Raw genomic sequence first — 25,451 nt, 5'->3', positions numbered from 1 at the left:
ATCGATATGACGATCTACTATGAAATGACTATAGCAATGAGTCGTCAACACGCTACACTCCATCTCCCCCAAAACCTTGAAACAGTCTTTCCAAACAAATGATTAAGCTCTCGAACCGCACCTTGAAGCTGATTTTGCTACTCACAGGCGTCAACCTGTTTGTGCTGTTCTTCATCATGTGGAACGGGGCAGCGCCAGGGTCTGAAACCAACGCCATCAATATTGATACCCGCGTGGTCGGCGTCTCATTGTTTTTTGTTTTCTCCCTGATATTTCTGCTGATGGTCGATCTGATCCGCCGCTTCATCATGCTGCGCAAACAGTCTGACTCGGCACGCGACCGCATGCATGATGCCGTTGAAAGCCTGCCAGAAGCCTTTGCGCTTTACAGTCCCCGAGGCAAGCTGTTGTTATGCAACAGCCGTTGGCGCCAGGTATATCCCTGGCTGGATACACTGGAAGTCGACCGCTGGGACCTGTTCCAGCAACAGCTGCAACCGCACATCCTGCGACAGGAAGCGGTCGACAGCGAACAGCCTAATACCAACAGTCATATCGAACACCTGGACAGTGGCCATGCCATTCTGGCCAGCGACAGCCGTACCCGCGAAGGTGGCCTCGCATGTGTGCGCACCGATATTACCCACACCCAAAAAATAGAACAGAAACTGCGCAATCTGGGCCGCGCCATGGAGCAGAGCCCCGCCTCCGTCATGATCACCAACACCCGGGGTGTTATTGAATACGTTAACCCTAAATTCTGTGAGGTATCCGGCTACTCATTCTCCGAAGCACTGGGGCAAAAAGCCGATCTGCTACGTTCGGGAGAAATGTCAGACGATATCTACAAAGACCTCTGGTGGACGTTGGAGCAGGGGCAGGAGTGGCATGGCCAACTGCTGAACCGACGCAAGGATGGCACTCTATTCTGGGAATCGGCCTCAATTTCAGCAGTACGTGACGAAAACGGCCATACCCAAAGCTACATTGCAGTCAAGGAAGACATCACCCAGCAGAAAGAAGCGGAAGAACAGCTGAGAATGATTGAGGCGGTCTTCCGTACCAGCAGTGAGGCGATCATGGTGGCCAACCGGAATGGCCTGATCAAAACCATAAACCCGGCATTCACCCGCATCACCGGCTTCACATTGGAAGAAGTCGTCGGCCGCAATCCCAGCATGTTGAGTTCGGGCCGGCACGAGCCTCTTTTTTATCAGGACATGTGGCAAGAGATCAGACAGGCAGGTTCCTGGAGCGGTGAAATCTGGAATCGACGCAAAAACGGCAGCGTCTACCCTGAATGGCTATCGGTCTCCGTTGTCCTCGACGACAATGGCGAGCCCAGTGAGTATGTCGCGGTCTTCTCCGATATCACCAAACGCAAAAACGACGAAGCCCAGATTGTCCGTCAGGCCTATTACGATGATCTTACCCAACTGCCTAACCGTGCGTTGCTGTCCGACCGTCTGAATCTGGCCATCGCCACGGCTGACCGGGATGAGCAGGTCATCGCCCTGCTGTTCGTCGACCTCGACCGCTTCAAATACGTCAACGACTCCATGGGGCACGAGTACGGTGACGACCTGCTTAAACAGGTCGCTACCCGACTTAACGAATGCGTCCGTGACACCGACACCGTCGCCCGCTTCGGTGGTGACGAGTTCGTGATCCTGCTGCACAACATCAAGTCTGAAGCTGACGCCGCCTATGTCGCCTACAAACTGATTGAATCCCTGAGCACACCCTTTACCCTGGCCGAGCGTGACATCATCATCGGTGCCAGCATCGGTATCGCCATGCACCCCGGTGATGCCGATACTGCCGAAAACCTGATCCGCAACGCGGACCTGGCAATGTACAAGGCAAAACAGTCCGGCCGCAACCAGGCTCATTTCTTTACCGCCATGATGCAGGAACACGCCAACCAGCGCATGACGCTGGAACAGGATCTGCGCCATGCACTCGAGCGGGATGAGCTGGAAGTGTATTACCAGCCGATTATTGCGGGCAACAGTGGCCACGTACAGGGCGTGGAAGCACTACTGCGTTGGCACCACCCCGAACGGGGTCTTATCCCGCCAGACCAGTTTATCCCGCTGGCCGAGGAAACCGGCCTGATCGGCAGTATTGGTGAATGGGTTCTGGAAACATCCTGCGCGCAGGTCAGCCGTCTCAACAAGGAGGGCCAATCGCTCTACTTGTCTGTCAATATTTCCGAGCGTCAACGCGACCTGGGGCTGGATGCCGATGCTGTCAGTGCTGTCCTTGAACATCACGATCTGAAGCCCGAATGGCTGCTGCTCGAAATTACTGAAGGCCTGCTGCTGCAGGACAGTGAAGAAACCGTTACCTGGCTCGAAGGCTTCAAGGCACTCGGCGTATCGCTGGCTATCGACGATTTCGGCACCGGCTATTCATCGCTTGGCTATTTGAAACGCTTCCCGGTGGACACGCTGAAAATCGACCGCGAATTCATCCGCGACCTGAATACGGACCGTTATGCCGATTCACTGGTCAGCGCCATCATCTCCATGGCCGCCAGCCTTGAGCTGCGACTCATTGCCGAAGGTGTGGAAACCGACAAACAGCGTCTGACCCTGGTCAGCCAAGGCTGCTGCTACATGCAGGGGTACCTGTTTTGCCGGCCATTGCCCGCAGCCCAACTGAAGCAGTGGCTGCGTGAGTATCGGCCCTCGCCCTGCATCATGGAGCCTTGACGCCAGCATTCTCTACAACAGGCCCGATCAGCAAAGGCTGCAGAGCCTCCGTCAGTGTTGAACTGAACGTCAGCACACCTTCGACCGGTGCCATACCGGCACGTGCCAGAGTCCGCAGCGGCTGAAACTGCAGATCCGCAATCACCAGCGATACCTGGCGCTGTCGACACACCGCGATGAAATGCTCCAGCGCACTGAGCCCACCCGCATCAAGCAATGACACTGCATCCATATACAGGACGACGCCCCGCGCCTCAGTGCTGTCCTGCAGCAGTTCATCAAAGACACGATCGGCTGCGGCAAAAAACAGTGGGCCGCTGAGCTTGTATACTTTCCAGCCCGCAGCCAACTCGCCCGGTACGTGCTTGGCCTGGCGGCTGATATCAGTAAAACGGGTCATGCCAGCCAGCTCGCGCATGAACAGCAACGACGCCAGCAGAATACCGGCAAAAATCGCGATCACCATGTCGAACAACACGGTCAATAGCAGGCACGTCAGCAACACCAGAACATCACTGCGCGGGGCACGGCGCAGCAGGCGTACCACCTTGGGCGCTTCGCTCATATTCCAGGCCACCATCAGCAGCAGCGCCGCCATGCTGGCCATGGGCAGATACGCCAAGGCAGGGGCCAACACCAGCAAACCGGCCAACACCACCAGCGCATGAATCATGCTCGCGACCGGCGAACGCGCACCGGCACGGTAGTTAGCCGCCGAGCGGGCCAATGCCGCCGTCGCGGTAAAACCGCCGAAAAACGGTGCCACCAGATTCCCCAGCCCCTGCCCCAGCAGCTCGCCGTTGGCGTGATGGCGCTTGCCGCTCATGCCATCCAGTACCACTGCACACAACAATGATTCGATCGCGCCCAGCATGGCGATGGAAAAGGCGGCCGGCAATAATTCACGTACCAGCGACCAGCTCAGCTCCAGCGGCGCACCTTCCGGTCCGGGGCGCTCCCAGGGCCAGGCCAGCTCAGGGAAAAACGGCGGAATGCCCGCCCCGCTGGAACCGTCCGGCAACAGATAACTGAAACGGCTGCCGATGGTCTCTACTGAATGTCCGAACCCACCGGCAATCCAGGCCACAGCCAACCCCACCAGCAGTGCTGGCAAGTGGCCCGGCAGGGGAATCCGCAATCGTGGCCAGACGATCAACACCGCTAACGTTGCCCCGGCAACGGCCGTAGCCGCCGGGTCCAGTGTTGGCAGCGCCTGAACCAACGCACCCACCTTCTCGATCCAGTGCTCGGGTAACCCCTCATGCGCCAGACCGAACAGGTCCGGCACCTGCAGGGTGGCAATCACGATGGCGATGCCGGAAGTGAAACCAAGGGTCACGGATTCGGGAATGTATTCGATCAAACGCCCCAACCGGGCAACCGCCAGCCCGATCAGAATCACGGCAGACATCAACGTTGCCAGTAACAAGCCCGCCAAACCGTAGGTTTGGGCAACCGGATAGAGAATCACCACAAATGCGGCCGTTGGGCCCGATACGCTGTACCGCGAGCCGCCTGTCAGCGCGATCAGAAAGCCGGCGATGATCGCCGTATAGAGGCCGTATTCAGGCCTGACACCACTAGCAATTGCCAACGCCATCGATAGCGGGATGGCAATGATGCCAACACTCAAACCTGCCATCACATCCTGAAGCAGGTCGCGGCGGCGATACCCCTCCCGAAACACTTCGCGAAGCGCACTGGCAAAGGAAAGCGAGTGTAACCGAGCCTGCCTGGACATGATGAACCATCCTGTTCGTGTACGGGGACAATGTACATTAACGGTTGATCATATATGATTCAATGTTAATATTATTAACATATAGTTGAATGTCACACCGATTTACCTGTTCTGAGGGAGCTTCATGGAAAACCGTACTGCACGCCTGACCCTGCTGATCGACCCGAAAAAAAAGGCTGTATTCGAGCGCTTGTGCAACCAGCACGATGTCACGCCCTCACAGATGGTGCGTAAATTCATCCGCGACTTCATTGAAACGGAGCTCGGCTCCGAATGGCAGGATGAGGTCTTCGGCAAGGACGACAGCCTGCGCTGAATCAGCGCCCCCCACTAACGAGCAGTAGGTGTCACCCGCCGTTTGCGGTATTATCTGCTCGCCATTTAATCAGGAGGTTTTTCAATGCGTCTCGCCGAGATGGAAGCCATCATGCTTAATGTGGGCCTGGCCGTATTCGCCGGTGCCATCTTTTTCATCATTTACGATCTGGCCAAGAAGTCGAATGCAGGCCGCTTCGGCACGTTCATTCTGTTTTTTGCCTTAGGGCTTGGGCTGGCGGCATTCCTGATCAAAACGCTGGTGGTCGAAATGATCGAAGGCGGCGGTATCTGAACCGCCATACGCGGTCAGATTAACGCGATATAGTGTTGCAAGGATTCTGTCGAGGTGCCCATGGATACCACTCTGATCGTTTTGCTGGCGGTAATCGTTGTCGCCGCGCTCTACTTCATCTCCCTCTACAATCATCTGATCCGGCTCAAGCACGGTGTAACCCGCGCCTGGGCCAATATCGATGTTCTGCTCAAACAGCGCCATGATGAGCTACCCAAGCTGGTGGAAACCTGTAAACAGCACATGGGCTACGAGCAGAAAACCCTGACAGCCGTGATCGAGGCGCGCTCGGCCGTGGCATCGGCCCGCGAACAGGGCGATGTTGGCGCACTCGGGCGTGCTGAAACTCAACTGCGCGTTGGCCTGGGCAACCTGTTTGCCGTCGCCGAGGACTACCCCGACCTGACCGCCAGTGACAGCTTCCATCACCTGCGCAGCCGTATCACCGGTCTTGAGTCGGGTATTGCCGACCGACGCGAGTATTACAACGACTCGGTTAACCACCTCAACGTCCGCATCGAACAGTTCCCCGATGTCATCATTGCCAGGCGTTATGGTTTCAAGGCTGCCGAACTGCTGGAGTTCGAGGACGCCGAAAAGGCTGATGTCGATATGCAGCAGCTGTTCGGCTGATCCCCCATGTTCCTGGATCTGGCCCCCCTCGCCTTCGGTGAGAAGCTGCTGTTTTCACTCATCTGCCTGGCCGCCATGATGGCTGCTCTCTGGTTCGTCTTCAGCCGCATGGCCCGCTACCGTTTGATTGCCGATACCCCCACTGCCCGTATTCGCTCAGCGCCTCAGGGGTATGTCGAGCTGATTGGCCATGTCATTGCCGGTGAGGATGGCCTGCTGAGCGCACCGCTGTCCGGGCGCCCCTGCGTCTGGTATGACTACAAAGTGGAAGAACTGGACGACGGTGAGCGTAAACGCTGGCGCCCTGTGCGTAGCGGCCGCTCCAGCCACTGGTTCCAGATCAACGACGGCACCGGCACCTGCCTGATCGATCCGGAAGCCGCTGAAGTCAGCACGGAACACAAACAAACCTGGCGCGGACATAGCGCCATGCCAGACCTGCGCAGTTTGAACGCTCAAGGCATGGCGGCACTCTTCAGCATGCAGACGGGCAACGGCAGCTATCGCTTCACCGAGAGACTGATTTTCGAACACGAAAAGCTCTATGGACTGGGACAGTTTCAGACAGTGGGAGGCGGCCGCGACCAACTGGACATGAACGGCACCGTACGCGACCTGTTGCGCAGCTGGAAACAGAACCCGGAACAACTACTGGCCCGGTTTGATCACGACGGCAATGGCAAGATAAGTGCTGACGAATGGCAAGCCGCACGTCAGGCCGCCGAGCAGGAAGCCCTGTCACAGCAACAGGCACTGCATCAACTGCCCAGCATGAACGTGTTGGCTGATCCGCAGACAACCCGTATGCCGTACCTGTTATCGACCCATGATGAAACCCGGTTGATAGCGCGCTATCGCTGGATTTCCGCTGGAGGATTCAGCCTGACATTGCTCTTTTTCTGGCTATTTCTGGAAGTTTTGCTGGCGAATTGAGTCAAATGCACTCAAGCTATAAACATAAACGCCGACACCTGTATCTATTGTCATTTGCGCGTTTGAGGTTGGGATTATGATTGGTCCACAACATTATTTGCAGCACCCGGAACAGATTGAACTTGAATTAAGCCCGCTGATCAATGCACCCTCGGCATCAGACTCTTCCCTTTCACTTGGCCTCAGCCTTCACTGCCATCACTACTATCCTATCGGCAAATGGCTGCGCATTCAGGCACCTGCTCTGACCGATGAGTTGAGTATCGATGCCCGCGTCGTCGACTGTAACCGCGATGGCCCAGGCCAATATCGACTGCAGCTGTCCTTCCCGGATCAGGAGCAATTGTTCCGGGCTCGCATGCTGGAGCAACTGTGCCAGATCTGTATTTACCAGCACCAGACACCCGAGGAGGAACGCGACCGACGCGCTCTAGAATGGATTGACGCCGAGGCGGCACATTTTCCGTCAGATGACTTATAATCACGCTTTTATACAGCCAGTGACGAGAGGTTAATATGCAGCAGAAAGTCGTGCGCGCCGGATCCATCGAGATCGGTAATGACAAGCCGATGGTGCTTTTTGGCGGTATGAACGTACTGGAGTCTCGTGATTTGGCGCTCAGCATCGCCGAGCATTATGTCGAAGTGACCCAGCGCCTGGGCATTCCCTATGTATTCAAAGCCTCCTTCGACAAGGCCAACCGTTCTTCGCTCACCTCTTTCCGCGGACCGGGTCTGGATGAAGGCCTGAAAATTCTCGAAGAAGTGAAGAATACCTTCAATGTACCCTTGATCACTGACGTACATGAACCGCATCAGGCCGCACCGGTAGCGGAAGTCTGTGACATCATTCAGCTGCCGGCATTCCTGTCGCGCCAGACCGATCTGGTCGCGGCGATGGCTGCAACCGGAGCCATCATCAACATCAAGAAAGCCCAGTTCCTGGCACCGCAGGAGATGAAACACATCCTGCACAAGTGCGAAGAAGCCGGTAATGATCGCCTGATTCTGTGTGAGCGCGGCACCAGCTTCGGCTACAACAACCTGGTCGTCGACATGCTTGGCTTCAGCGTCATGAAAGAGTTCGGCTATCCGGTCATGTTTGACGCCACCCATGCACTGCAGATGCCCGGCGGCCGCGCAGACTCCGCCGGCGGACGACGTGCCCTCGTGGCCCAGCTGTCCCGCGCTGGCCTGTCACAGGGCATTGCCGGTCTGTTCCTTGAAGCACATCCCAATCCGGAAGCCGCCAAGTGTGACGGCCCCTGCGCTCTGCCGCTGGCACAGCTGGAGCCTTACCTGGCACAGATGAAAGCCGTCGACGAACTGGTCAAGTCCTTCCCGGCACTGGACACCAGCGCCTGACCTGACGCACAGCCCGCCTGCTGCGCATGACTGCCGGCAGGCACTGCGGTCGTCGTCAGCAGGAGAAGGAAAAACTGGACTCATGACAACACCGATAGACAACGCCTACGCCGCACTCACGGAAGAGCTGGTGATCGGCCCTGAACACCACCGTTTTCAGCTGGTACAGCTACAGCGCACGCACTTTCTGGGCGCGATCTGGCTGGCTGAAGATATTTCCACGGCCGCACGGACCGAAGTCAGCCTGCTGATTCTGAGACCTGAGCTTATCCGCCACCCGGGTCTCACTGATAAGATCCGTAAACGCATCATTCGATTACGGCCAGCACTGCAGCACCCGCACATCGCAGCCTGCTATGGCTATTTCAGCTGGCGCAACCTGGAATTCCTGTCCTACGAACACCTCAACGGCCAAAACCTGTCCGAGCTGATGAGCCGCAAACAGGCGGTCCGGCTCAGCCCGACACAGAAACAGGGACTATTGACTCAACTGGCCAAAGCGCTGGATAACAGCCAACGCAAAGCAGGTATTCCTCACGGCATGCTGGCACCTGATCTGGTCTTTCTCAATACCGGCGGCGGGGTCAAGCTGTTGGGGCAGGGCCTCAGAGATCTGATTGAACCGCTGCACGCACTGCTGCCGCAGGCTCCGGAGTATGTACGCTACCAGGCTCCCGAGGCGTTCCATCCGCAAGCGCTGACCGTGCAGGCTGATGTTTATGCCCTCGCCGTTATCGCTTGGGAGATTTACAGCGGCAAACCCGCGTTCCAGGCCGATGATACCGAAGCCTCTCGCTACCAACGTGAACTCAAGGCCCCTTCCGGACTGGACAAGCGTCAGTGGAGCGCCCTGCGTACTGCATTGAACCCTGACCCCGAGCAACGCTATACCAGTGCCATCGCCCTGATCCGGGCACTGTATACGCCGGAGACCGACACCGAGACGGACGCGGATGTGGCCGCACTGGATACCTCGACCACCGAGCAAGCCGAGTCGCCTGCTGCCGAGCCGTCGTCGGACAAAGTGGCCACCCAGACAACCGAACCGGGCAGTAACACGGATGCACAGCCATTGGGGGCAGACGAAGCGGTGCCCGACAAACGCCGCTTCCCCAATCCATTGCAATGGCTGAACGCACGTCTGCGGCGCTGGCTGCTGGCCAGCCTGATCTTTATCGTTGGCTTTGTTGCCGGTGCCTGGGCTGCCATGCTGCTGTTTCAGGGGCAACTGGATACAGTCAGCAGTCAGGCACTCAGCCAAGTGAAGAACAACCGTGAATTGCGGGCCGCGTTCGAGTCCCTGGAGCAGGCCCATGAGCAACTGCAACGTGAGCTGCAGGCACGCTCTGCGGAACCTGTACCGCCTGCATCTACAGCACCTTCGGAGCAGCGGATTGAAGCAGCCGACGCCCTGCGGGAAGCCCGTCAGCCAGCGGCCAATTTAACCGTATTTCAGGATGAACTTGTCGAGGGTATACGCGGTCCACAGATGGTGATTATTCCTCCCGGGCGCTTTCGCATGGGCGACCTTGACGGCCTGGGAGACGATAACGAGCAACCCGTACATGAAGTGGTGATTGCACACAGCTTTGCCCTGTCGCGCCACGAAGTCACCTTTGCCGAATATGATCACTTTGCCCGCAGTACCGGTCGCAAGCTGCCCGACGATGAGGGCTGGGGACGCGAACAGCGCCCCGTCATCAACATCAGCTGGCAAGCGGCTCAGGCCTATACCCAGTGGTTAAGCGAGCAGACCGGACAGCCCTATCGCCTGCCAACCGAGGCCGAGTGGGAATACAGCGCACGCGCCGGCACCGAGTCAATCTTCTGGTGGGGCGATACGGTCATGGAGGGTTTTGCCGTATGCGATGGCTGCCAATCGCCCTGGGACGGCCAGCAAACCGCCCCCGTCGGCAGTGTGCGCGCCAACCCATGGGGACTGTATGACATGAGCGGCAATGTGGATGAATGGGTGCAGGACTGCTATCAGGCAGACTACCGTTACGCACCGAAGGACGGCAGTGCCGAGCAGGCCAGTGGCTGCAACCAGCGCGTCATGCGCGGGGGCTCATGGTTCGATATTCCGCGACTGATCCGACCGGCCAGCCGCTATCGGCATCCGGCGGACAGCTCACGCAACAGCTGGGGATTCCGGGTCGCACTCGATCTGCCAGCCAGCATGCACTAAGGAGAGCGTTTCAATGCTGAATACACGACACACACAGACCCTGGGGCTTAGCCTCGCGCTGCTGACAGCGCCTTTCGCCGGAGCCAGCACGTCCGAGCACTATCTGGACGAAAGCACCCGTCAACATCTGACCCTGACACTCTATCAGCAGAATCTGGCACTGGTAGAAGAACAGCGGAGCATCCCTCGCCTTGACGCCAACAGCCGCGTCGTACTGCAAGGCGTCAGCCCGCAGATGCAGGCGCAAACCCTGCAAATTGCCGGAGCCGGTACCGTAATCGAGCAAAACCTGGAACAGAACCTGCTGAGCCTCGGCGATCTGTTGCGTCGCCACAGCGGCAAAACCGTCACCCTGGCACGCTTCAACAGTGTCACCGGCACCGAGACGTTGCAGCAGGTACGCCTGCTCAAGGCGGAAGGTCAGCAGGCGCTGATCGAAAATGCAGAGGGTCAGATCGAAACCCTGCCGCTGAATCACAGTGGCTGGCGTTTCATCTTCCCCGCACCAGCAGATGGCTACCAGCTCAAGCCCCAACTGTCCTTTGTCAGTGAGGGCCTGAATACGGCCGGTTCAGCCCAACTGCGCTACCTGACCAACGGCCTGAGCTGGGACATGGATTATGTCATCAATCTGGACACGGATGGCACAACGCTCAGCCTGCAAGGGCTGGCCACACTGAACAACCAGAGCGGTCAGGCGTGGCCGAACGCACATGTCAAACTGCTTGCGGGCAAGGTCAATCAGCCTGCACACTATCCTCAGGCAGAAGGGGTCATGCGGGCAGCAATGGCCATGGACAAGGCTGGTGGCCAGAACGCACCGAGCAGCGTTCAGGACTATCACCTCTACACCATCGACACTCCATTGACGCTCAATGATCAGCAACAGAAGCAGATCCCGCTGATCAACCGCGAACAGATTCCGGCCGAGATCCGCTACCACCAGCAGATTCAGGTCGCCGCCCACCAGCAGCTGCCGCCACAACAACGCAAGGCCCGCATCCACCTGACCTTCGACGCGCCCGAGGTAATGGGTGCCAAAACACCGTTGCCTGCAGGCCAGGCCCGTGTATTCAGGCCCGATCCTTCAGGCCAGATGCAGTTCATCGGTGGCAGTCATTTGGTGGCCACGGCAACCGGCGACACCGCACGCTTAGAGCTGGGCGACGCTTTTGATGTGAGTGTGGAATATACGCAGACCGCGTTTCGCAAGGTATTCGACGGTTATGAAGTCAGCTACCGTGTACAGCTGAGCAACCGTTCAGACAGCATCAAGCCGTTCAACCTGAGCGCCTTGATGCCAATGCCGTTCACCCTTGAAGATGCCAGTATCAAGCCTGAAGCAACCACTGCATCGACACTGGACTGGACCTTCGACCTGAAAGCCGGTGAAGAGATGCAACTGACCTTTACGGCCAAACTGATCAAGTCCTGACGTCAGGAACGGGCAGCGGTGTCTGGCGATTGCGCCAGCACTCTGCCCGTGCCGGATCAATCACGGCCCCTAAAGCCCCCTCGTCATACACGGCAATCATCCGCTTGACCGCCAGCGGATGCTGCTGCTCGCCCGCCAAACGGTAGTAAGCCAGCGCCTTGATCGGATCGGCTCGAAAGTAGTGCTCGAAGCCCTGTTCAAAAATCCGCCCCATTTGATACTGCGCCTTGGCATCCCCCAAGTCCGCTGCGCGCTGCAGGTAGATCCCACCCTGAATACGGCTGGCCACATCCTCACCGCGAAAGTGCAACAGATGGCCATAAGTCGACAGTGCCGCACGGTTGCCGTGCTCGGCGGCCCAGCGATAGAGGCGCATGGCCAAACGGTGACGGCGACGGGAAGCGCGCAAGCAGGGTAGATGAAACAACTGCCCGGCGACGCCATTAATCAGTGGTGCAATACGCTGCATCAACCAATTCACATATACCCCCCAGCAATAAAGCCTGTAATTTTTATAACAATATGGTAAAAATATTCAGCATGGTAGCGTATCACTGAACATACTGACTATACCTGCTGTTAAGCAGGAGACATAAGTCCGTTCCGACACCTTACTGTTTCACCTATTCATAGAGCAGCTTTGGAGTTTACCGCAGATGAACATCTTTGAAGACAATGCCCTGACCATCGGCAACACACCTCTGGTGCGCCTGAAGCACCTGTGGCCGGCAGGCAACCTGTTCGCCAAGATCGAATCCCGCAACCCCGCCGGTTCGGTCAAGTGCCGTATTGGTGCCAACATGATCTGGGCTGCCGAGCAGGAAGGACGTCTCAAACCGGGCATGACACTGATCGAGCCGACCAGTGGCAATACCGGCATTGCACTAGCGTTTGTCGCTGCCGCCAAAGGCTATAATCTAACCCTGACCATGCCCTCATCCATGTCACTGGAGCGCCGCAAACTGATGAAGGCGTTGGGTGCCGATATCGTGCTGACCGAACCGGCCAAGGGCATGAAGGGTGCGATCGAGAAGGCCCAGCAACTGGCAGATGAGAACCCCGACAGCTACCTGATGCTGCAGCAATTTGAAAACCCGGCCAACCCGGCCATTCATGAGCAGACCACCGGGCCCGAAATTTGGCGCGACACGGATGGGGGCGTTGATATCTTCGTGGCAGGTGTCGGCACCGGTGGCACATTGACCGGTGTATCCCGCTACATCAAACAGACTGAAGGCAAGGCGATTACCAGTGTTGCGGTTGAGCCGGAAGACTCGCCCGTCATCTCCCAGACACTCGCCGGTGACACCGTACAGCCGGCTCCGCACAAGATTCAGGGGATTGGTGCCGGTTTTGTGCCGCGTAACCTGGACCTGGATCTGGTCGATATCGTGGAGCTGGTCAGTAATGATGACGCGATCAACACCGCGCGCGAGCTGATGCAGAAGGAAGGTATTCTCTGCGGCATCTCCTGCGGTGCCGCACTGACTGCGGCCCTGCGCCAGGCACAATTGCCGGAAAATGCAGGCAAGCAGATCGTCGTGATTCTGCCGGATTCGGGTGAACGCTATCTGTCGACCGCTCTGTTCGAAGGCATGTTTACGAACAACGAAAACGTGCAGTAAACAGATATGGTCGATACAAAAACAGCCGCATAAGCGGCTGTTTTTTGTTATCGCCCGAACAGGCGATCAGCTCATCAGCTCACGTACCTGCTGGTGGCTCGGGAAGCTGCTCAAATCACGAACTGCAACCGACTTGTCGCCGGTGCGGGTCAGGATATAGGAACTCGGTTTACGCGCACTGCCCTGATAGACACCACTGACCTCGAAATTCTCACCATCCACGCCCAGTATCGCAATAGCACGCTCACGCAATGTAGCCTGTACATCCATATTTTTCATCTCCACACTCTGCCAGTATATCTAATTATGTAGTTTTATTACATAAAGCATAGCTCAATTACGTAATATAACAAGGGTAGCAGGGCTTCTTTGTCATTTGATGACAGGAGACTACGCCTTTTTATTCGCCTTTTTCGCAACCGTTCCCAGCAACTCATCCGCCTTTCGGTAACCCAGCGCAATAATCTCGTCAGCACGGTTGAACTCAAGCATCTGGCAGGCATTACGCGCCACCTCAATGACATTATCCGGCGGGTAAGCCGCCAGCTTCTGCCGCGCTATCGTACTCTGCATCGCATCGAATGCCTGAATGGCCACTTCGTATGCTGCCCAGTCCCGCTTGCCGTTACCGGCGACGCTCTGCTGAAGGCGATAGATAAAGCGATTAATGCTGTTGCGGAACGGCGAATCCGGCTCATCTGACGGTTCTTCCTGCAATACCTGTATCCCGTCAGCCGTTGACGTGCCGTTGAGGTTAACCGCCAACGTCATATCGGTTTCATCCCGAAAGGTCGGAGCTATCGGAACCGGATTCAAAACGCCACCGTCCACCAGCGTCAACCCCCTGTGCTTGAACGGTGTAAACAGCAAAGGAATGGCGACGGAAGCTCGTATGGCATTCAACAACTGTCCCGAATTGATCCAGACCTCTTTCTGGCGCTCCAGGTCAGTGGCTACAGCAGTAAATGCAATCGGCAGATCCTCGACGCGGACATTCCCTACCAGCTCTGTAAGCGTCTCGATCAGTCGGTCCCCCCTGACCAGTCCGCCCCGTTCCCAGGTCAGGTCCAGCAAGGCCATGATGTCCATGCGTGTAATTGAACGTACCCATTGCTCATACTCTTTCAGCTTGCCTGCTGCATAGATACCGCCGACCAGCGCACCGATGGAGCAGCCCGAAATGGAGCTTATCGTGTAGCCGTGCTCCTCCAGCCAATGGATAACCCCAATATGCGCCAACCCCCGTGCGCCACCGCTGCCCAGCACCAGTGATACCGTTTTTCCATTTCCAGCTGACATTGCCACTCCTTGCTGTTGGTTACTCTGAATGTACTGACTGCAGCATCAGCTCTGTCGATATCAACATTGGCCTCGATCCTGTTTCTTCGGCGGACAGTTGCCACCGGAATCACTCCCCGCCGCAGACACACTACCACTGACCGTGCGGTTGCTGCGCTTCAAATTCAGCGTCGCCGAGATGGTCGAACCGGTATCCGTCTCATCAAACACCGTCAGTGTCACGGTGTAACGCCCACTGCTGTTGTAATCAAAGATGACCTGCTGTGCGGTCGAGCCTGCCCCCGCCACACCGAAATCCCAGCTGTAACGCAAGTTGCCACTGCCGGTGCTGTCGGCAGCATTGAAGGCACATACATAGCCCGTGCAGGTATAACTGAATGCGGCGATCACAGGTGCCGGTTCTGGTGGCGGCGGTGGTGGTGGTGCCTGGTCATTGAGTGCAGCCACGACATCCAACCGGCCGTAACGCGTCCAGCCCAGCATATCCTGCCCGCGAGCACCGACGGTGGCCGCATTGTTCTGCAAGCGATCACGCACGATTCGGTTGCACGGTACGCTGTCCAAACGGCAATCCTCAAGCGTTGCCAGCGCCGGGTGGTCGGCGTACAGGTCAGTCCACACCAAAGCGGCACTACCCGCGACCAAGGGCGCGGCCATTGAGGTACCGCTCCACCAATCGACACAGCTGTCAGTACCCGCAACAAGCCCGCACGCGGCGTCCGGCAAGACGCCGATGATCGCTTCCCCCGGAGCCGCCAGAGACACCCATGGGTCCACCGGCACACTGTAGGTCGAGAAGCCGGCGCGGTCATCATTGTGGTCTGAGGCCGCCACGGCCATCACCGTAGAGGCCCCCGCCGCATCAGTGCAGGCCGCCGGGTAGACGCGGCCGCTATCGCCATTGTTGCCGGCGGCAGCAACGATGACAACGCCCTGGTTCCAGGCCGCTTCAATGGCGTCACATTCCGCATTGGATGGCCCGGTCGGCAAGATGTTGCCGGCTTCATCTACCCAGTCACTGCCATAGCTCATGGTGATGACATGATAACGGCTGCGTACCTGCTGGCCATTGCTATCAAACCGGTCACTCGAGGCGGCTGCGATCGCCGCTGCCGAGCCGGATACCGGGCACAGCCCGACCGTTAACAAGTTACCGAAATTATCGACTACCAGCTCGTTATAACACACCTTGAAAATCCCCACGCCGACATCCCAACCCGCACCGGCAATGCCTTCACCGTTATCGGTATTGGCCGCCACTTCAGAACTGACGAAGGTGCCATGACCCAGGTTGTCACAGGCAGGATCATCGCTCGAACAGATGTCAAAATACCCTACAGACAACCCGACCAGATTCATTTGCTCAAGGCACTTTCCCTGCAACTCCAGCGCATTGCAGTCTGCCCCGCTGTCCAGCACCGCCACCTTGGGCGTATCCCGTGCATTTGGATCAAGGGTCGCCCGCCCGATGGTGATATCCCAAGCTTCAGGCGCATTGATATCGGCACCGTCGGTACCGCGTGTGGTGGCAAGCTCACCGCCAAAAAGGGTCGTCCGCACATAGGTATGGTCCTGCCCGGTATTATGCAGATACCACTGTTCACTGAAGTAGTTTGCACCACCCGCCAGAGTCGGCCCTGGCTCTTCCACCGGCACCCTCAGTACCCGATAGTAGTCCGGCTCGGCATACAGCACATTGGGATTGGAAGCATAGACCTGCAGCGCCGCACGCACCGTACCATCGGGAATCTGAATCACCTGAACATCGATCGCTTCCAGCGTGGACAGCAGGTACCCATTGGCAGCGTGATGCGCCTGCCCCCTGGCCATTGCCGCAACGCCCGGGCGAAACTTCACCAGCACACGGTCAGGCATATAAGGCGCGGCAGTCAGTGCCTGCAGACTCAATGGACCTGCGTGGGCCGGTATGGACAACAGACCAAGACACAACACCAACACTGCTGCACACAATCGATAAAGCATGACATGCCCTCCTCATATTCGGCCAACATGGGGGCATGATGCGAGGCCTGAAATCGTTGCCAATGGAATGTGACTGATTCAGATATAGGTCAGTACCGCTGTCAGCGCATACTGACGCTCTCGGCTAAAACTGTTATCCAAACGGTACAACGGAGGGAAAATACAATGGAAAATCAATCAACTGGCATAGCTACGGGAAGAAGATTACCGAATCATGAAATATTGTACGGATGACGCATCAGATCAGAAGCTTCCGTCATCCAGACGCGCACAGCCGCTTATTGAAAGGTAGAAAGATAGAGGGCTTCCACTTTGTCACGTGCCCAGGGTGTTTTGCGCAGGAATTTCAGAGACGACTTGATGGATGGATCATTCTTGAAACAGTTGACGTTGATGATCAAGGACAGTTCATCCCAGCCATAATGCGCCACCAGCTCGGTCAGTACCTTTTCCAGCGTAAGCCCGTGCAAAGGGTTGTTCGGTTGTTCATTGCTCATGGTAAATATCTCCGGCCATGTCGGTGGTTAGTCGACCAGCTCTATGTTCAAACTATCCAGCAGCCCCAACGCCTCATGCCGCGAGAACCGGGCTTTGGCCAGCTGGTTTTCCAGCACATCAATACTGAAATGGCATGACTCGGTAAAATCGACGGCACGCAGATTGGTATGCATGAACAGGCTCTGGCTGAAATCACAGTGCGTCATTGCTGCGCCGGTAAAATCGCCTTCACGAAAGTCCACTTCATGCAGCTTGCATGCATCCAGCTTCAATCCATGCAGCGTCAAACCGAAAAACGATGCGTCATTCAGGATGCAACGGCGGAAGACCAGTTCTGCATCCCGGTTGAATGACGGCCAATCGGCCCGCGTCCAGTCAACCCCGACCAGCTTGCACTCGATAAAATTCACCTCAAAAAAGCGTGAATATGGAATGCTGAGCAGGCTCAGGTTGCAGCGGGTAAACGTGCAGTCTATAAACTTGCAACGCGTAAATACTGCCGATGAGAAATCACATTCCGTGAATGTGCAGGCTTCAAATTCCGCGCCGTTCAGCGTCGATGGTATCTGTACCTGTTTGTCAAAAGACACTTCAAAGTAATGCGTGTCATTGTCCACTTTCATCACCGGCTTCTCCATTCGCCTAAACGCCGTTCGGGGTAACCCGGAGGCACCTCCAAGAACACATTTATTTCAGCATGTGCGCTGCGTATGCAACAGTGAATGCAGGTTCCTGGAAGACTTTCAGACCGGTTTCTGCGAACGGTACCGGCAACGGATTTTCCGCCAATGCGGTTTTGATCTGGGCGGCCGAGAACAGTTCGACATCCAACTCGGCGATCAGCTGAATGGCAGCTTCCAGCTTAAAGCTGATCGCTCCACCGGCGAATTTTCCCTTGGGCATGCGCTCGCGTATCACGACTTTATCGACACTGTAATCGCTCATCAGCTTGGCAAACGAGAACTGGAACTGCTGCAGATCTTCACGTGTATGCCCTTTCTTGAGTGTGACTTTACGCACTCGACAATCAGGCACCAGAAACTGCCCATGCTCCAAATGAAGCAAACACACAACAGCATCGCTGCCCGTCAGTTCAACACCGCAAATGATCATCTGTATTCCTTAAAAAGTTCTCGATTGTATATTCCGCGTTTTGTACTCGGCAGCGGCTGACAGTTCATCTGCGCCAAGTAACGTGATACGGCACCCACAGCACCGTGCCACGTGGCAGAAAGTTGGCCAAGTGTAGCATTTGTAGCGTGCATTCCGTCAGCTTCAACTGACAGGGAATGGATCAGACATGCAGGCACCTGCCCCCCCTGGGGGACACGTACCTGCAACAGGATCAGGCCAGCTGTTCCAGCCAGGCACTGGAAGGGGCGAAGAATGCGGCACCGGTGACGGCACGGGTAAATTCGAGGAGGCGATCGGCATGCCCCTCCTCATCCCCTTGCACCATGCTTTCGAGCATCAATTCAAAATGCTCAGGGGTGCGGCAGGTACTGACAAACATCAGCCCCTTACGTTCGCTGTCGCCGTAAGGCATGCTCTGGCGCAGGATTTCCAGGGATTGGCCCTCGGCATCCTTCAGTGATGTCCGTTTGGTATGCGCATGGGGCGACTTCTTATCCCCCGGATACTCGACATTATCCGCCTTGGTACGCCCGAACACATCTTCCTGCTGCTTCACCGGCAGACGCTGCCAGGCGGTCAGGTCATGTTCGTAGCGCTGCAGATGCAGGTAGCTGCCACCGGCAAATTCGAAGTCTTCATCACCGACCAGCGCAACCTCCAGGCGGTCGTCGCCTACAGGGTTTTCTGTGCCATCGACAAAGCCGGTCAAATCACGCGTATCGCGGTAACGGAAGCCATGCACTTCGTCCACCCGTTCCGCCATGTCCTTAAGGCTGTCGCTGATCTCGGCGGCCAGCTCAAACACGGCATCATGCTGTTCGGCACGGATGATGAACAAGAGGTCAACCGGTGTCGAAGGTGCCACACGCTCGCCGTTTTCCAGGGCCGGAAAGGCACGCAGCAAAGCTGGGCGCTCCTCCGGATTCAGGCGATCCCAATAGGCGGAACCGATCGCAACCGTCATGTGCAAGCCCGCATCCGGATAGTGCTGGCGGTACTCCCGCAACTTGGCCGGCATGCTGGCCAGTACGCTGCGAATAACGGTAACGGCATTCGGTTCATGGGTCTGGTTGAAGGTCAGGAACAACGCATCCTTGCTGACTTCAGCAATCACGCCGGACTGGAAGGTGTCTCGCATGGCTTTCTCCTGTTACGCGGGCCGGTTACAGTAACGCGGCCAGCTCTTCGGTCAGCAGATCCAGTTCGTTCTGGGCTTTCTGCCGGGCTTTTTTCTTCAGCGCTTCAACTTCAGCGGTTTTCTCTGCAATCAGTGTCTGTGCCGCCGCAGCCTTGTCTTCGGCCTGCTCGACGCGATCCAGTAACGGGCGGATCTGCATCAGGATTGCGCGGCGACGCCCTTCTTCGGCACGGGCGATCTCTGCACCGCTTTTCTCCTTCTCTTTCACCACTTTCTGTTGCGTACGGGTGGTGTCGGTCAGGGAGCGGATGCCGACGGCATGACGCACCTTGTCGAGGAACGGAGCCGAATGCTCACGTGCGCGCTCGGCACCCTTATGCAGCACCTCTTCCACCGCACCCAGGTCGTTCATCAATTCATTATAACGGGTGCGCGGTGAGCTGAGCTTGCTGTCGATGTATTCAAACAGTTCCGTCTTGGCGTCGCCCCAACCGATCCCTTCAATGAAGCGCTGACGCATGGCATTGCTCTCCGCCTCGTTGGCGAAGCAGCGGTACAGGTGCATCAGGGTATTATCCGGGTCTTTGGGCTCACCCGGCATCCGAGTGTCGGTGACGATCTGGTTGATCAGTTTGCGCAGTTCGTCAGTGGAGCTGAACAACGGAATGGTGTTGTTGTAGCTCTTGGACATCTTGCGACCATCAAGTCCCGGAATCAGCTGCGTTTCCTCATCCACCTGTGCCGATGGCAGCGTGAACAGGTTTTCAAACTGATGGTTGAAGCGACCGGCAATGTCGCGGGCCATTTCGATATGCTGAATCTGGTCCTTGCCCACCGGGATAATGTCGGCGTTAAACATCAAGATATCCGCCGCCATCAAAATCGGGTAGCTGAACAAACCCATGGTCACGCCATCGTCCAGATCTTCATTACCCGCTTCGCGGTTGGCATCAACTGATGCCTTGTAGGCATGGGCCCGGTTCATCAGACCTTTGGAAGTCTGGCAGGTCAGGATCCAGGTCAGCTCAGTGATTTCGGGAATGTCGGTCTGACGGTAAAATGTCGCCTTGTCGGTATCCAGACCCAATGCCAGCCAGGTGGCAGCAATTTCACGGGTGGACTGGGCCACGCGCTCAGGCTCATGACACTTGATCAGGGCATGGAAGTCGGCGAGGAAAAAAAAGCTATTGAAGGCCGGGTTTTCGCTGGCTTCAATGGCGGGTTTGATCGCGCCGAGGTAGTTGCCGATATGCGGCGTGCCTGTGGTGGTAATACCGGTAAGAACTGTTTTTTTACTCATCATTCACTCGTCAGTCGTTTCATCCTGCAGGGGTCGTGGCAGATGATAGGTGACCCCGCTCTGATCAAAGGGCTATGATACAGATTGCCAAGCGGCTGTCCCAGTGTAATGCCCAACTGATACACCGCAAAGCACCCATTGCAATAAAAGGATGAGTACACGACATGGACGACTATCTGCCTTCATGGATTACGTTAGCTGGCTTTATTGTGCCGGCGGTGATCCTGATTCTGAAAGAAAACACCCGTGACCTGGCAACCATCAGCTATCTGTTGGTGATTGCAGGCCTGTGCATGCTGGGCGGCCTGCTGTTCTCGGCACTGCTGATCTATCTGATTCCCACCATCACGCATCCCTTGCTGAGTGCTACGCTGGTACTGGTCGGTGCATTGCTGGGCCTGAGTCTGCGCACCGCGTGCCAACGCCTGCTCAATCCCGACTGAAAGCGTCGGTTTTGACAACGTCATTACCTTGACCATAATAGAACCAGACCAAGTGCCCGACCCCACGTTACACAAGGAGCCTGTCATGGATACATCGGTACACACATTATCGGCGCTGTTCGAGCAGCTCGGTCTGGCCAGCAGCCACGAAGCCATCGAGCAGTTCATCAACACCCACAAGCTGTTCAGTGACGACGTATTGCTGCACGAAGCATCCTTCTGGAACGACTCCCAGGCCGCATTCCTGCGCGATGCCATCACCAACGATTCCGACTGGGCAGAAGTGGTCGATGAGCTGAACAACAGCCTGCACGCCTGATATGATCCGTCTTAATTGAGCGGGCATGCTGGCCCGCTTTTTTCATTTGTCTCCGGACCAAGGTATTTCTCCAGATGCTCACACTGGTTTCACCCGCCAAGACCCTTGATTACGAATCGCCTCTGGCCACCCACACGCACACGCTGCCCCGCTTTACCGAGCATGCACAACTGCTGATCGACACTCTGCGCAAACAGTCGGTGCAGGATGTTGCCGAACTGATGAAACTCAGTGACAAGCTGGCCAGTCTGAATGTGGCACGCTACGAGAGCTGGCAGGCCGAACATTCACCGGACAATGCCCGACAGGCGATTCTGGCATTCAAGGGAGATGTTTATACCGGTCTGGATGCCGAGCATTTTACCGAGGCCGATTTTGAGTTTGCCCAGCAGCACCTGCGCATTCTGTCGGGTCTGTATGGTGTGTTGCGGCCGCTGGATCTGCTGGAACCCTACCGCCTGGAAATGGGTACCAAGCTGGCCAACCCGCGTGGCGACAACCTCTACCAGTTCTGGGGCCAGTTGATCACGGACTCACTGAATGCGGAGTTGGCCGAGCAGAACGCGGATGTCGTCGTTAACCTGGCCTCCAACGAATATTTCAAAGCGGTCAAACCCAAGGCTCTGAACGCCCGATTGATCACCCCGGTGTTCAAGGACTTCAAGAACGGCCAGTACAAGATCATCAGCTTCTACGCCAAAAAGGCCCGTGGCCTGATGAGCCGTTTCATCATCGAAAATCGGATCGACACCCCCGAAGCCTTGAAACAGTTCGACTTGGAAGGCTATTACCTGAGCGCCGAACACAGCTCAGGTGATACCTGGGTCTTTTTACGCGACGCGCCGCCAGTCAAGTAACACGTCCGGTTACTTGACCGTACTGACCTCAAACGCACCGACCAGCTGCTGTAATTTGACTGCGGTGCCCTTGACCTGGTCAGAGCTCAGCTGCAGCTCGTTGACGGCGGCATTCATGCGCGTGGTGATCGTGGCGACCGAGCGGGCATGGCCGCCATGCGCCTGGCTGTGTTCGTCAATGTGCTTGATGATGTCAAACATTTCAGCCACCAGATCGTGTAGCGCCGAGTTGTCTGAAGTGGAGTGCTCCGCCAGCATCAGACTGCGGTCCACTCCTTCGACACCGGTTTCCATGAAGCGCACCGCCTCTTCACTCTCGGTTTGAATCCGCTCGACCCGCGCGCCGATTTCCTGTGCCGCTGCCGCCGTCCGCGCCGCCAACCCTCGCACCTCATCCGCAACGACCGAGAAGCCGCGCCCGTGTTCTCCGGCGCGCGCCGCCTCAATCGCCGCATTCAGCGCCAGCAGGTTGGTCTGGGCGGTGATGTCAGTGATCAGGGTAATAATCTCATCGATTTCGTCGGTGCGTGTATTCAGTGCCTGCACCCGCTGCGCCGAGGTCTGCACAATGTCTCGAATCGCCTGTGTGCCTGCGCGTACCGATTCATACTGTTCACGCGCCTGCTCGACCACCTGCTCCATCGCCGCTTTCATCACCTCCGCCGTCGACGATGCCCGCCCGATCCCTTCCAGCTGTGCTTCCACCAGCCCCAGCATGTGCCCGGTAGCCTCTTCTACCGACGCAGCGGCTTCCAGCGCCACCTGATTGCGGGCCTGCATCAACTGGCTGTTATCGCCCACGTCATCGGCCGCCCGAATTACCTGCGCTACTATGGCATCGAGGTTATCCACGAAGCTGTTGATCCAGCGCGCCAGATCCCCGGTCTCATCCGCCACCATACTGCGACTGTCGAGCCGTTGACGAAGATTGCCCTGTCCTTCAGCCAGATTGCGGATCACCTCGGTCATCTCATCCAAACGCCGAGACAGTGGCCTGATGCCGAGCCGCCAGAACAGCAAAACCGATAAGGTGACAAAAATGAAATTGAGCAGCATGCCCGGCAACGGCGGCAACGCCAGACCATACTGTACGCCGTAGCTGCACCCGAGCCCCAACAACAACGTCCCGGCCAGGCCGCTGAACATGCGTATGCTCAGTGAACGGCGACGGTAGACCTCTTCCAGATCCGCTTCGCACATCATACCCCAGCGATCGGGCGAACCGGGCAGGCTGAAGGTAACCCCCTTGCCGATCACGGGGATATGGCGATAGTCGGCATACCCCGGGTAATCCACATACAGGTTGTCACCCTTGCGAATGGTTTCTCGCACCCCCGGATGCAGCTGTCCCGTCGCCGGATCGGTGAAGTGGATTTCAAACTCGGTATGCCGGTTGACCTTGACCGTGCCCCAGCGGGTATGGATGCCGCTTTTCAGATTTTCACCGTGGGAAAAGGTATCGTCTTCGAAGCGCGAACGGGACAGGGCCGTACCCGGCTTAATGGCCGGATCGAAGCGGGATTCAACCATGAACAGATAGTTATCACCGGACTCTGGGTAGATGTGCCCCGCTTCTCGCTGGATCAGATCACCCAGTACGTCATTGGGTACGCGGGCCGCAATCAGCCCTACCGTCTGTCCATCACGCTCGACCGGCTGCAGAAACATCAGCGTCACCGCATCATGAAAACGCGATGAACTCGGCCCCAGCTGTAACGTCACCGGGTCGATGTACGGGCCATAAAGGAAGGGTGCCGTACAGCCTGCCTGCACGGCAGCTGAATCAAGATCCCTTGCCCCGACCCGTTGAGCGGCCGTTGAATACAGCACCCGGCCAGCAAGGTCGAGATAGGCCAACTCCGACACATCGGCAGCCTGACGCAGCTTATGCTTAAACAGGATTGCCGCATCAGCAGGAGCCGCTGCATCCACCTGTTCGGCCAGTGCGGCCAATAACTCCCACTGCGCCTGCGCCCACTCGGTCAGCAGGCGCACCCGAATGGCAGCAACACTCTCGAAGGTTTGTTCAATGACTGGGCGGCGCTCACGGTTCAGCCAACAGGCTTTGCGCATGGCCAGTTTACCGACAGGTCCCCACCAGGGTAATCCGTGACGCTCCGCGCGGGACAACTGCATCGGGGGGCTGTTCAACGCAGGCATAAGCTTTCTCCATCGGTGTGTTACCGATGACTAAGCAATAACTGCGCCAAGGCTTGTAATACGGGGATATTTTAAACGCGGAGAGTGTGTTCGAGCCAAGGATGCACCGGAACTGTGCAACCTACCGTCATCAATAAGGGCGTCTGCACTGAAAAAGAGCCGGACGGCCGTGAACGGGTCACGACTGTCCGGTCTGTTCAGCGCATCAAGACTGTTCGATACCGACGATCTTCCAGTCGGCATTATCCTGAGCCATATCACGGCTCAGGTGCCAGACTTCACTGAATTCACTGGTCGGCTTGCCGGAATCGGAAATCCAGCCATAGAAGTGGATGCTTGCTACAACATGATCATTTTCGTCAATGAAATTGATCAGCTCAGCCATCACCGAATCGACTTCAGTATGCTGCTCGGCCGGAAGTTTAGCGCGCTCCTGCTGTAGCAAGGTAAACATCTCATCCGACAGGTATTCACGCATGTCGCCCCAATCCTGGTTATCCCATGCCTTCTGCAGGTGGATGAAGTGCTGTTGAGCACCATCAACGAACGTCTTCTCATTAAACCAGCCAGGCAGGTTCAGCTTAGCTGCAGCCAGACCGACATTGCCTGCGGAGGTACCGAATGCAGGCGCAGCCGGCTGCGGTGCGATCTCGGGCTCAGGTTGTTGGCGCATCATGCCACCGTCGGGCGTGGCATAGGACGGTTGCGCGGGCTGCACCTTACGGCGCGTAAACAGCTTGAACAGGACAAAGCCGATTACCGCAATCAGCAGGATATCCATGATCTGAATACCGTCAAATGCGCCACCCATGAACAGCGCCGCCAACAGACCACCGGCCAGCAAACCACCCAGCATGCCGCCAAAACCTTTGGACTTGGTCGCGCTAGTGCTGTTCGTTGATGTCTTGGCTGCCGTTTGCTCGCGACTTGGGGCCGGTGTTGTTTGTTTCGGGGCTGAATAGCTTTTGCCAACGCTGGAACCACCACCAAAACGCTTGGCCTCAGCCATATCAGGCATCAGTACCAACCCCAACAGCAGGGCAAAACAGGTTGTCATCAGTGTTCGCATCTTA

25 protein-coding genes are annotated in these 25,451 nt (G+C 56.9%); 13 read left to right on the top strand and 12 right to left on the bottom strand.

Annotated features, from left to right (window positions below):
- The first annotated feature begins 98 nt into the window (after positions 1 to 98).
- Positions 99 to 2,717: an EAL domain-containing protein gene (locus tag CLV44_RS00575; protein WP_106590159.1), complete on the top strand. Its 2,619-nt coding sequence runs from the start codon at positions 99 to 101 to the stop codon at positions 2,715 to 2,717.
- Here the strand turns inward: CLV44_RS00575 and dauA are convergent.
- Positions 2,704 to 4,458 carry a C4-dicarboxylic acid transporter DauA gene (gene dauA, locus CLV44_RS00570; protein ID WP_106590158.1) on the bottom strand — a complete coding sequence of 585 codons (1,755 nt, stop codon included), beginning with the start codon at positions 4,456 to 4,458 and terminating at the stop codon, positions 2,704 to 2,706. The two genes, CLV44_RS00575 and dauA, sit on opposite strands and share 14 nt — an antisense overlap.
- A 124-nt stretch (positions 4,459 to 4,582) precedes the next feature.
- On the opposite strand from dauA, the gene CLV44_RS00565 reads away from it, so the two are divergent.
- The 8 genes from CLV44_RS00565 (at position 4,583) to CLV44_RS00530 (ending at position 11,622) form a co-directional block, all read left to right on the top strand.
- Entirely contained in the window at positions 4,583 to 4,774 is a 192-nt protein-coding gene (locus CLV44_RS00565) for a CopG family transcriptional regulator (RefSeq protein ID WP_106590157.1), read from the top strand.
- A gap of 84 nt (positions 4,775 to 4,858) precedes the next feature.
- On the top strand, positions 4,859 to 5,068 hold the full coding sequence (locus CLV44_RS00560; protein WP_106590156.1) for a DUF2788 domain-containing protein: 210 nt from the start codon (positions 4,859 to 4,861) through the stop codon (positions 5,066 to 5,068).
- Positions 5,069 to 5,128: 60 nt separating this feature from the next.
- Positions 5,129 to 5,701, top strand: coding sequence for a LemA family protein (locus tag CLV44_RS00555; protein ID WP_106590155.1), 573 nt, complete (start codon positions 5,129 to 5,131; stop codon positions 5,699 to 5,701).
- Positions 5,702 to 5,707: 6 nt separating this feature from the next.
- Positions 5,708 to 6,634, top strand: coding sequence for a GIDE domain-containing protein (locus tag CLV44_RS00550; RefSeq protein ID WP_106590154.1), 927 nt, complete (start codon positions 5,708 to 5,710; stop codon positions 6,632 to 6,634).
- Between the two features lie 76 nt (positions 6,635 to 6,710).
- Entirely contained in the window at positions 6,711 to 7,115 is a 405-nt protein-coding gene (locus CLV44_RS00545; RefSeq protein ID WP_106590153.1) for a hypothetical protein, read from the top strand.
- A gap of 35 nt (positions 7,116 to 7,150) precedes the next feature.
- Positions 7,151 to 7,999 carry a 3-deoxy-8-phosphooctulonate synthase gene (kdsA, locus tag CLV44_RS00540; protein WP_106590152.1) on the top strand — a complete coding sequence of 283 codons (849 nt, stop codon included), beginning with the start codon at positions 7,151 to 7,153 and terminating at the stop codon, positions 7,997 to 7,999.
- Positions 8,000 to 8,081: 82 nt separating this feature from the next.
- On the top strand, positions 8,082 to 10,187 hold the full coding sequence (locus CLV44_RS00535) for an SUMF1/EgtB/PvdO family nonheme iron enzyme (protein ID WP_106590151.1): 2,106 nt from the start codon (positions 8,082 to 8,084) through the stop codon (positions 10,185 to 10,187).
- 13 nt (positions 10,188 to 10,200) lie between these two features.
- Positions 10,201 to 11,622 (top strand): DUF4139 domain-containing protein, encoded by a 1,422-nt coding sequence (locus CLV44_RS00530; protein ID WP_106590150.1) that lies wholly within the window; start codon positions 10,201 to 10,203, stop codon positions 11,620 to 11,622.
- Here the strand turns inward: CLV44_RS00530 and CLV44_RS00525 are convergent.
- The gene (locus CLV44_RS00525) at positions 11,612 to 12,103 is read right to left on the bottom strand and encodes a tetratricopeptide repeat protein (protein ID WP_245912549.1); all 492 of its coding nucleotides are present in this window, start codon (positions 12,101 to 12,103) and stop codon (positions 11,612 to 11,614) included. The two genes, CLV44_RS00530 and CLV44_RS00525, sit on opposite strands and share 11 nt — an antisense overlap.
- Before the next feature lie 175 nt (positions 12,104 to 12,278).
- On the opposite strand from CLV44_RS00525, the gene cysK reads away from it, so the two are divergent.
- On the top strand, positions 12,279 to 13,247 hold the full coding sequence (cysK, locus tag CLV44_RS00520; RefSeq protein ID WP_106590149.1) for a cysteine synthase A: 969 nt from the start codon (positions 12,279 to 12,281) through the stop codon (positions 13,245 to 13,247).
- 66 nt (positions 13,248 to 13,313) lie between these two features.
- Here cysK and CLV44_RS00515 read toward each other — a convergent pair whose 3' ends face one another.
- The 8 genes from CLV44_RS00515 to CLV44_RS00480 form a co-directional block, all read right to left on the bottom strand.
- Positions 13,314 to 13,526: a hypothetical protein gene (locus tag CLV44_RS00515; protein WP_245912548.1), complete on the bottom strand. Its 213-nt coding sequence runs from the start codon at positions 13,524 to 13,526 to the stop codon at positions 13,314 to 13,316.
- Positions 13,527 to 13,637: 111 nt separating this feature from the next.
- The gene (locus CLV44_RS00510) at positions 13,638 to 14,546 is read right to left on the bottom strand and encodes a patatin-like phospholipase family protein (RefSeq protein WP_106590147.1); all 909 of its coding nucleotides are present in this window, start codon (positions 14,544 to 14,546) and stop codon (positions 13,638 to 13,640) included.
- A gap of 60 nt (positions 14,547 to 14,606) precedes the next feature.
- Entirely contained in the window at positions 14,607 to 16,529 is a 1,923-nt protein-coding gene (locus tag CLV44_RS00505) for a S8 family peptidase (protein WP_106590146.1), read from the bottom strand.
- A gap of 278 nt (positions 16,530 to 16,807) precedes the next feature.
- Entirely contained in the window at positions 16,808 to 17,026 is a 219-nt protein-coding gene (locus CLV44_RS00500) for a VF530 family protein (protein WP_106590145.1), read from the bottom strand.
- A 27-nt stretch (positions 17,027 to 17,053) separates the two neighbouring features.
- Positions 17,054 to 17,650: a pentapeptide repeat-containing protein gene (locus tag CLV44_RS00495; protein WP_106590144.1), complete on the bottom strand. Its 597-nt coding sequence runs from the start codon at positions 17,648 to 17,650 to the stop codon at positions 17,054 to 17,056.
- Between the two features lie 64 nt (positions 17,651 to 17,714).
- On the bottom strand, positions 17,715 to 18,140 hold the full coding sequence (locus tag CLV44_RS00490; RefSeq protein ID WP_106590143.1) for a DUF3010 family protein: 426 nt from the start codon (positions 18,138 to 18,140) through the stop codon (positions 17,715 to 17,717).
- A gap of 232 nt (positions 18,141 to 18,372) precedes the next feature.
- A complete protein-coding gene (locus tag CLV44_RS00485; protein ID WP_106590142.1) occupies positions 18,373 to 19,299 on the bottom strand; it encodes a Dyp-type peroxidase in 927 nt (308 codons plus the stop codon).
- A 25-nt stretch (positions 19,300 to 19,324) separates the two neighbouring features.
- Positions 19,325 to 20,599 (bottom strand): tryptophan--tRNA ligase, encoded by a 1,275-nt coding sequence (locus CLV44_RS00480; RefSeq protein ID WP_106590303.1) that lies wholly within the window; start codon positions 20,597 to 20,599, stop codon positions 19,325 to 19,327.
- A gap of 164 nt (positions 20,600 to 20,763) precedes the next feature.
- Here CLV44_RS00480 and CLV44_RS00475 point away from each other — a divergent pair, with 164 nt between their 5' ends.
- The 3 genes from CLV44_RS00475 to yaaA all read left to right on the top strand — a co-directional run bounded on the left by CLV44_RS00475 (position 20,764) and on the right by yaaA (position 22,218).
- The gene (locus CLV44_RS00475; RefSeq protein WP_106590141.1) at positions 20,764 to 21,042 is read left to right on the top strand and encodes a hypothetical protein; all 279 of its coding nucleotides are present in this window, start codon (positions 20,764 to 20,766) and stop codon (positions 21,040 to 21,042) included.
- 85 nt (positions 21,043 to 21,127) lie between these two features.
- Positions 21,128 to 21,361, top strand: coding sequence for a DUF2789 domain-containing protein (locus CLV44_RS00470; RefSeq protein WP_106590140.1), 234 nt, complete (start codon positions 21,128 to 21,130; stop codon positions 21,359 to 21,361).
- 74 nt (positions 21,362 to 21,435) lie between these two features.
- Positions 21,436 to 22,218: a peroxide stress protein YaaA gene (yaaA, locus tag CLV44_RS00465; protein WP_106590139.1), complete on the top strand. Its 783-nt coding sequence runs from the start codon at positions 21,436 to 21,438 to the stop codon at positions 22,216 to 22,218.
- A gap of 9 nt (positions 22,219 to 22,227) precedes the next feature.
- On the opposite strand, the gene CLV44_RS00460 is transcribed toward yaaA, so the two are convergent.
- On the bottom strand, positions 22,228 to 24,378 hold the full coding sequence (locus CLV44_RS00460; protein WP_106590138.1) for a methyl-accepting chemotaxis protein: 2,151 nt from the start codon (positions 24,376 to 24,378) through the stop codon (positions 22,228 to 22,230).
- Between the two features lie 205 nt (positions 24,379 to 24,583).
- Positions 24,584 to 25,447, bottom strand: coding sequence for a Tim44 domain-containing protein (locus CLV44_RS00455; protein WP_106590137.1), 864 nt, complete (start codon positions 25,445 to 25,447; stop codon positions 24,584 to 24,586).
- Between the last annotated feature and the right edge of the window lie 4 nt (positions 25,448 to 25,451).

The organism is Marinobacterium halophilum (assembly GCF_003014615.1).
In the GTDB taxonomy this organism is placed as follows: domain Bacteria; phylum Pseudomonadota; class Gammaproteobacteria; order Pseudomonadales; family Balneatricaceae; genus Marinobacterium; species Marinobacterium halophilum.
This window is presented reverse-complemented; position numbering and strand designations above follow the sequence as displayed.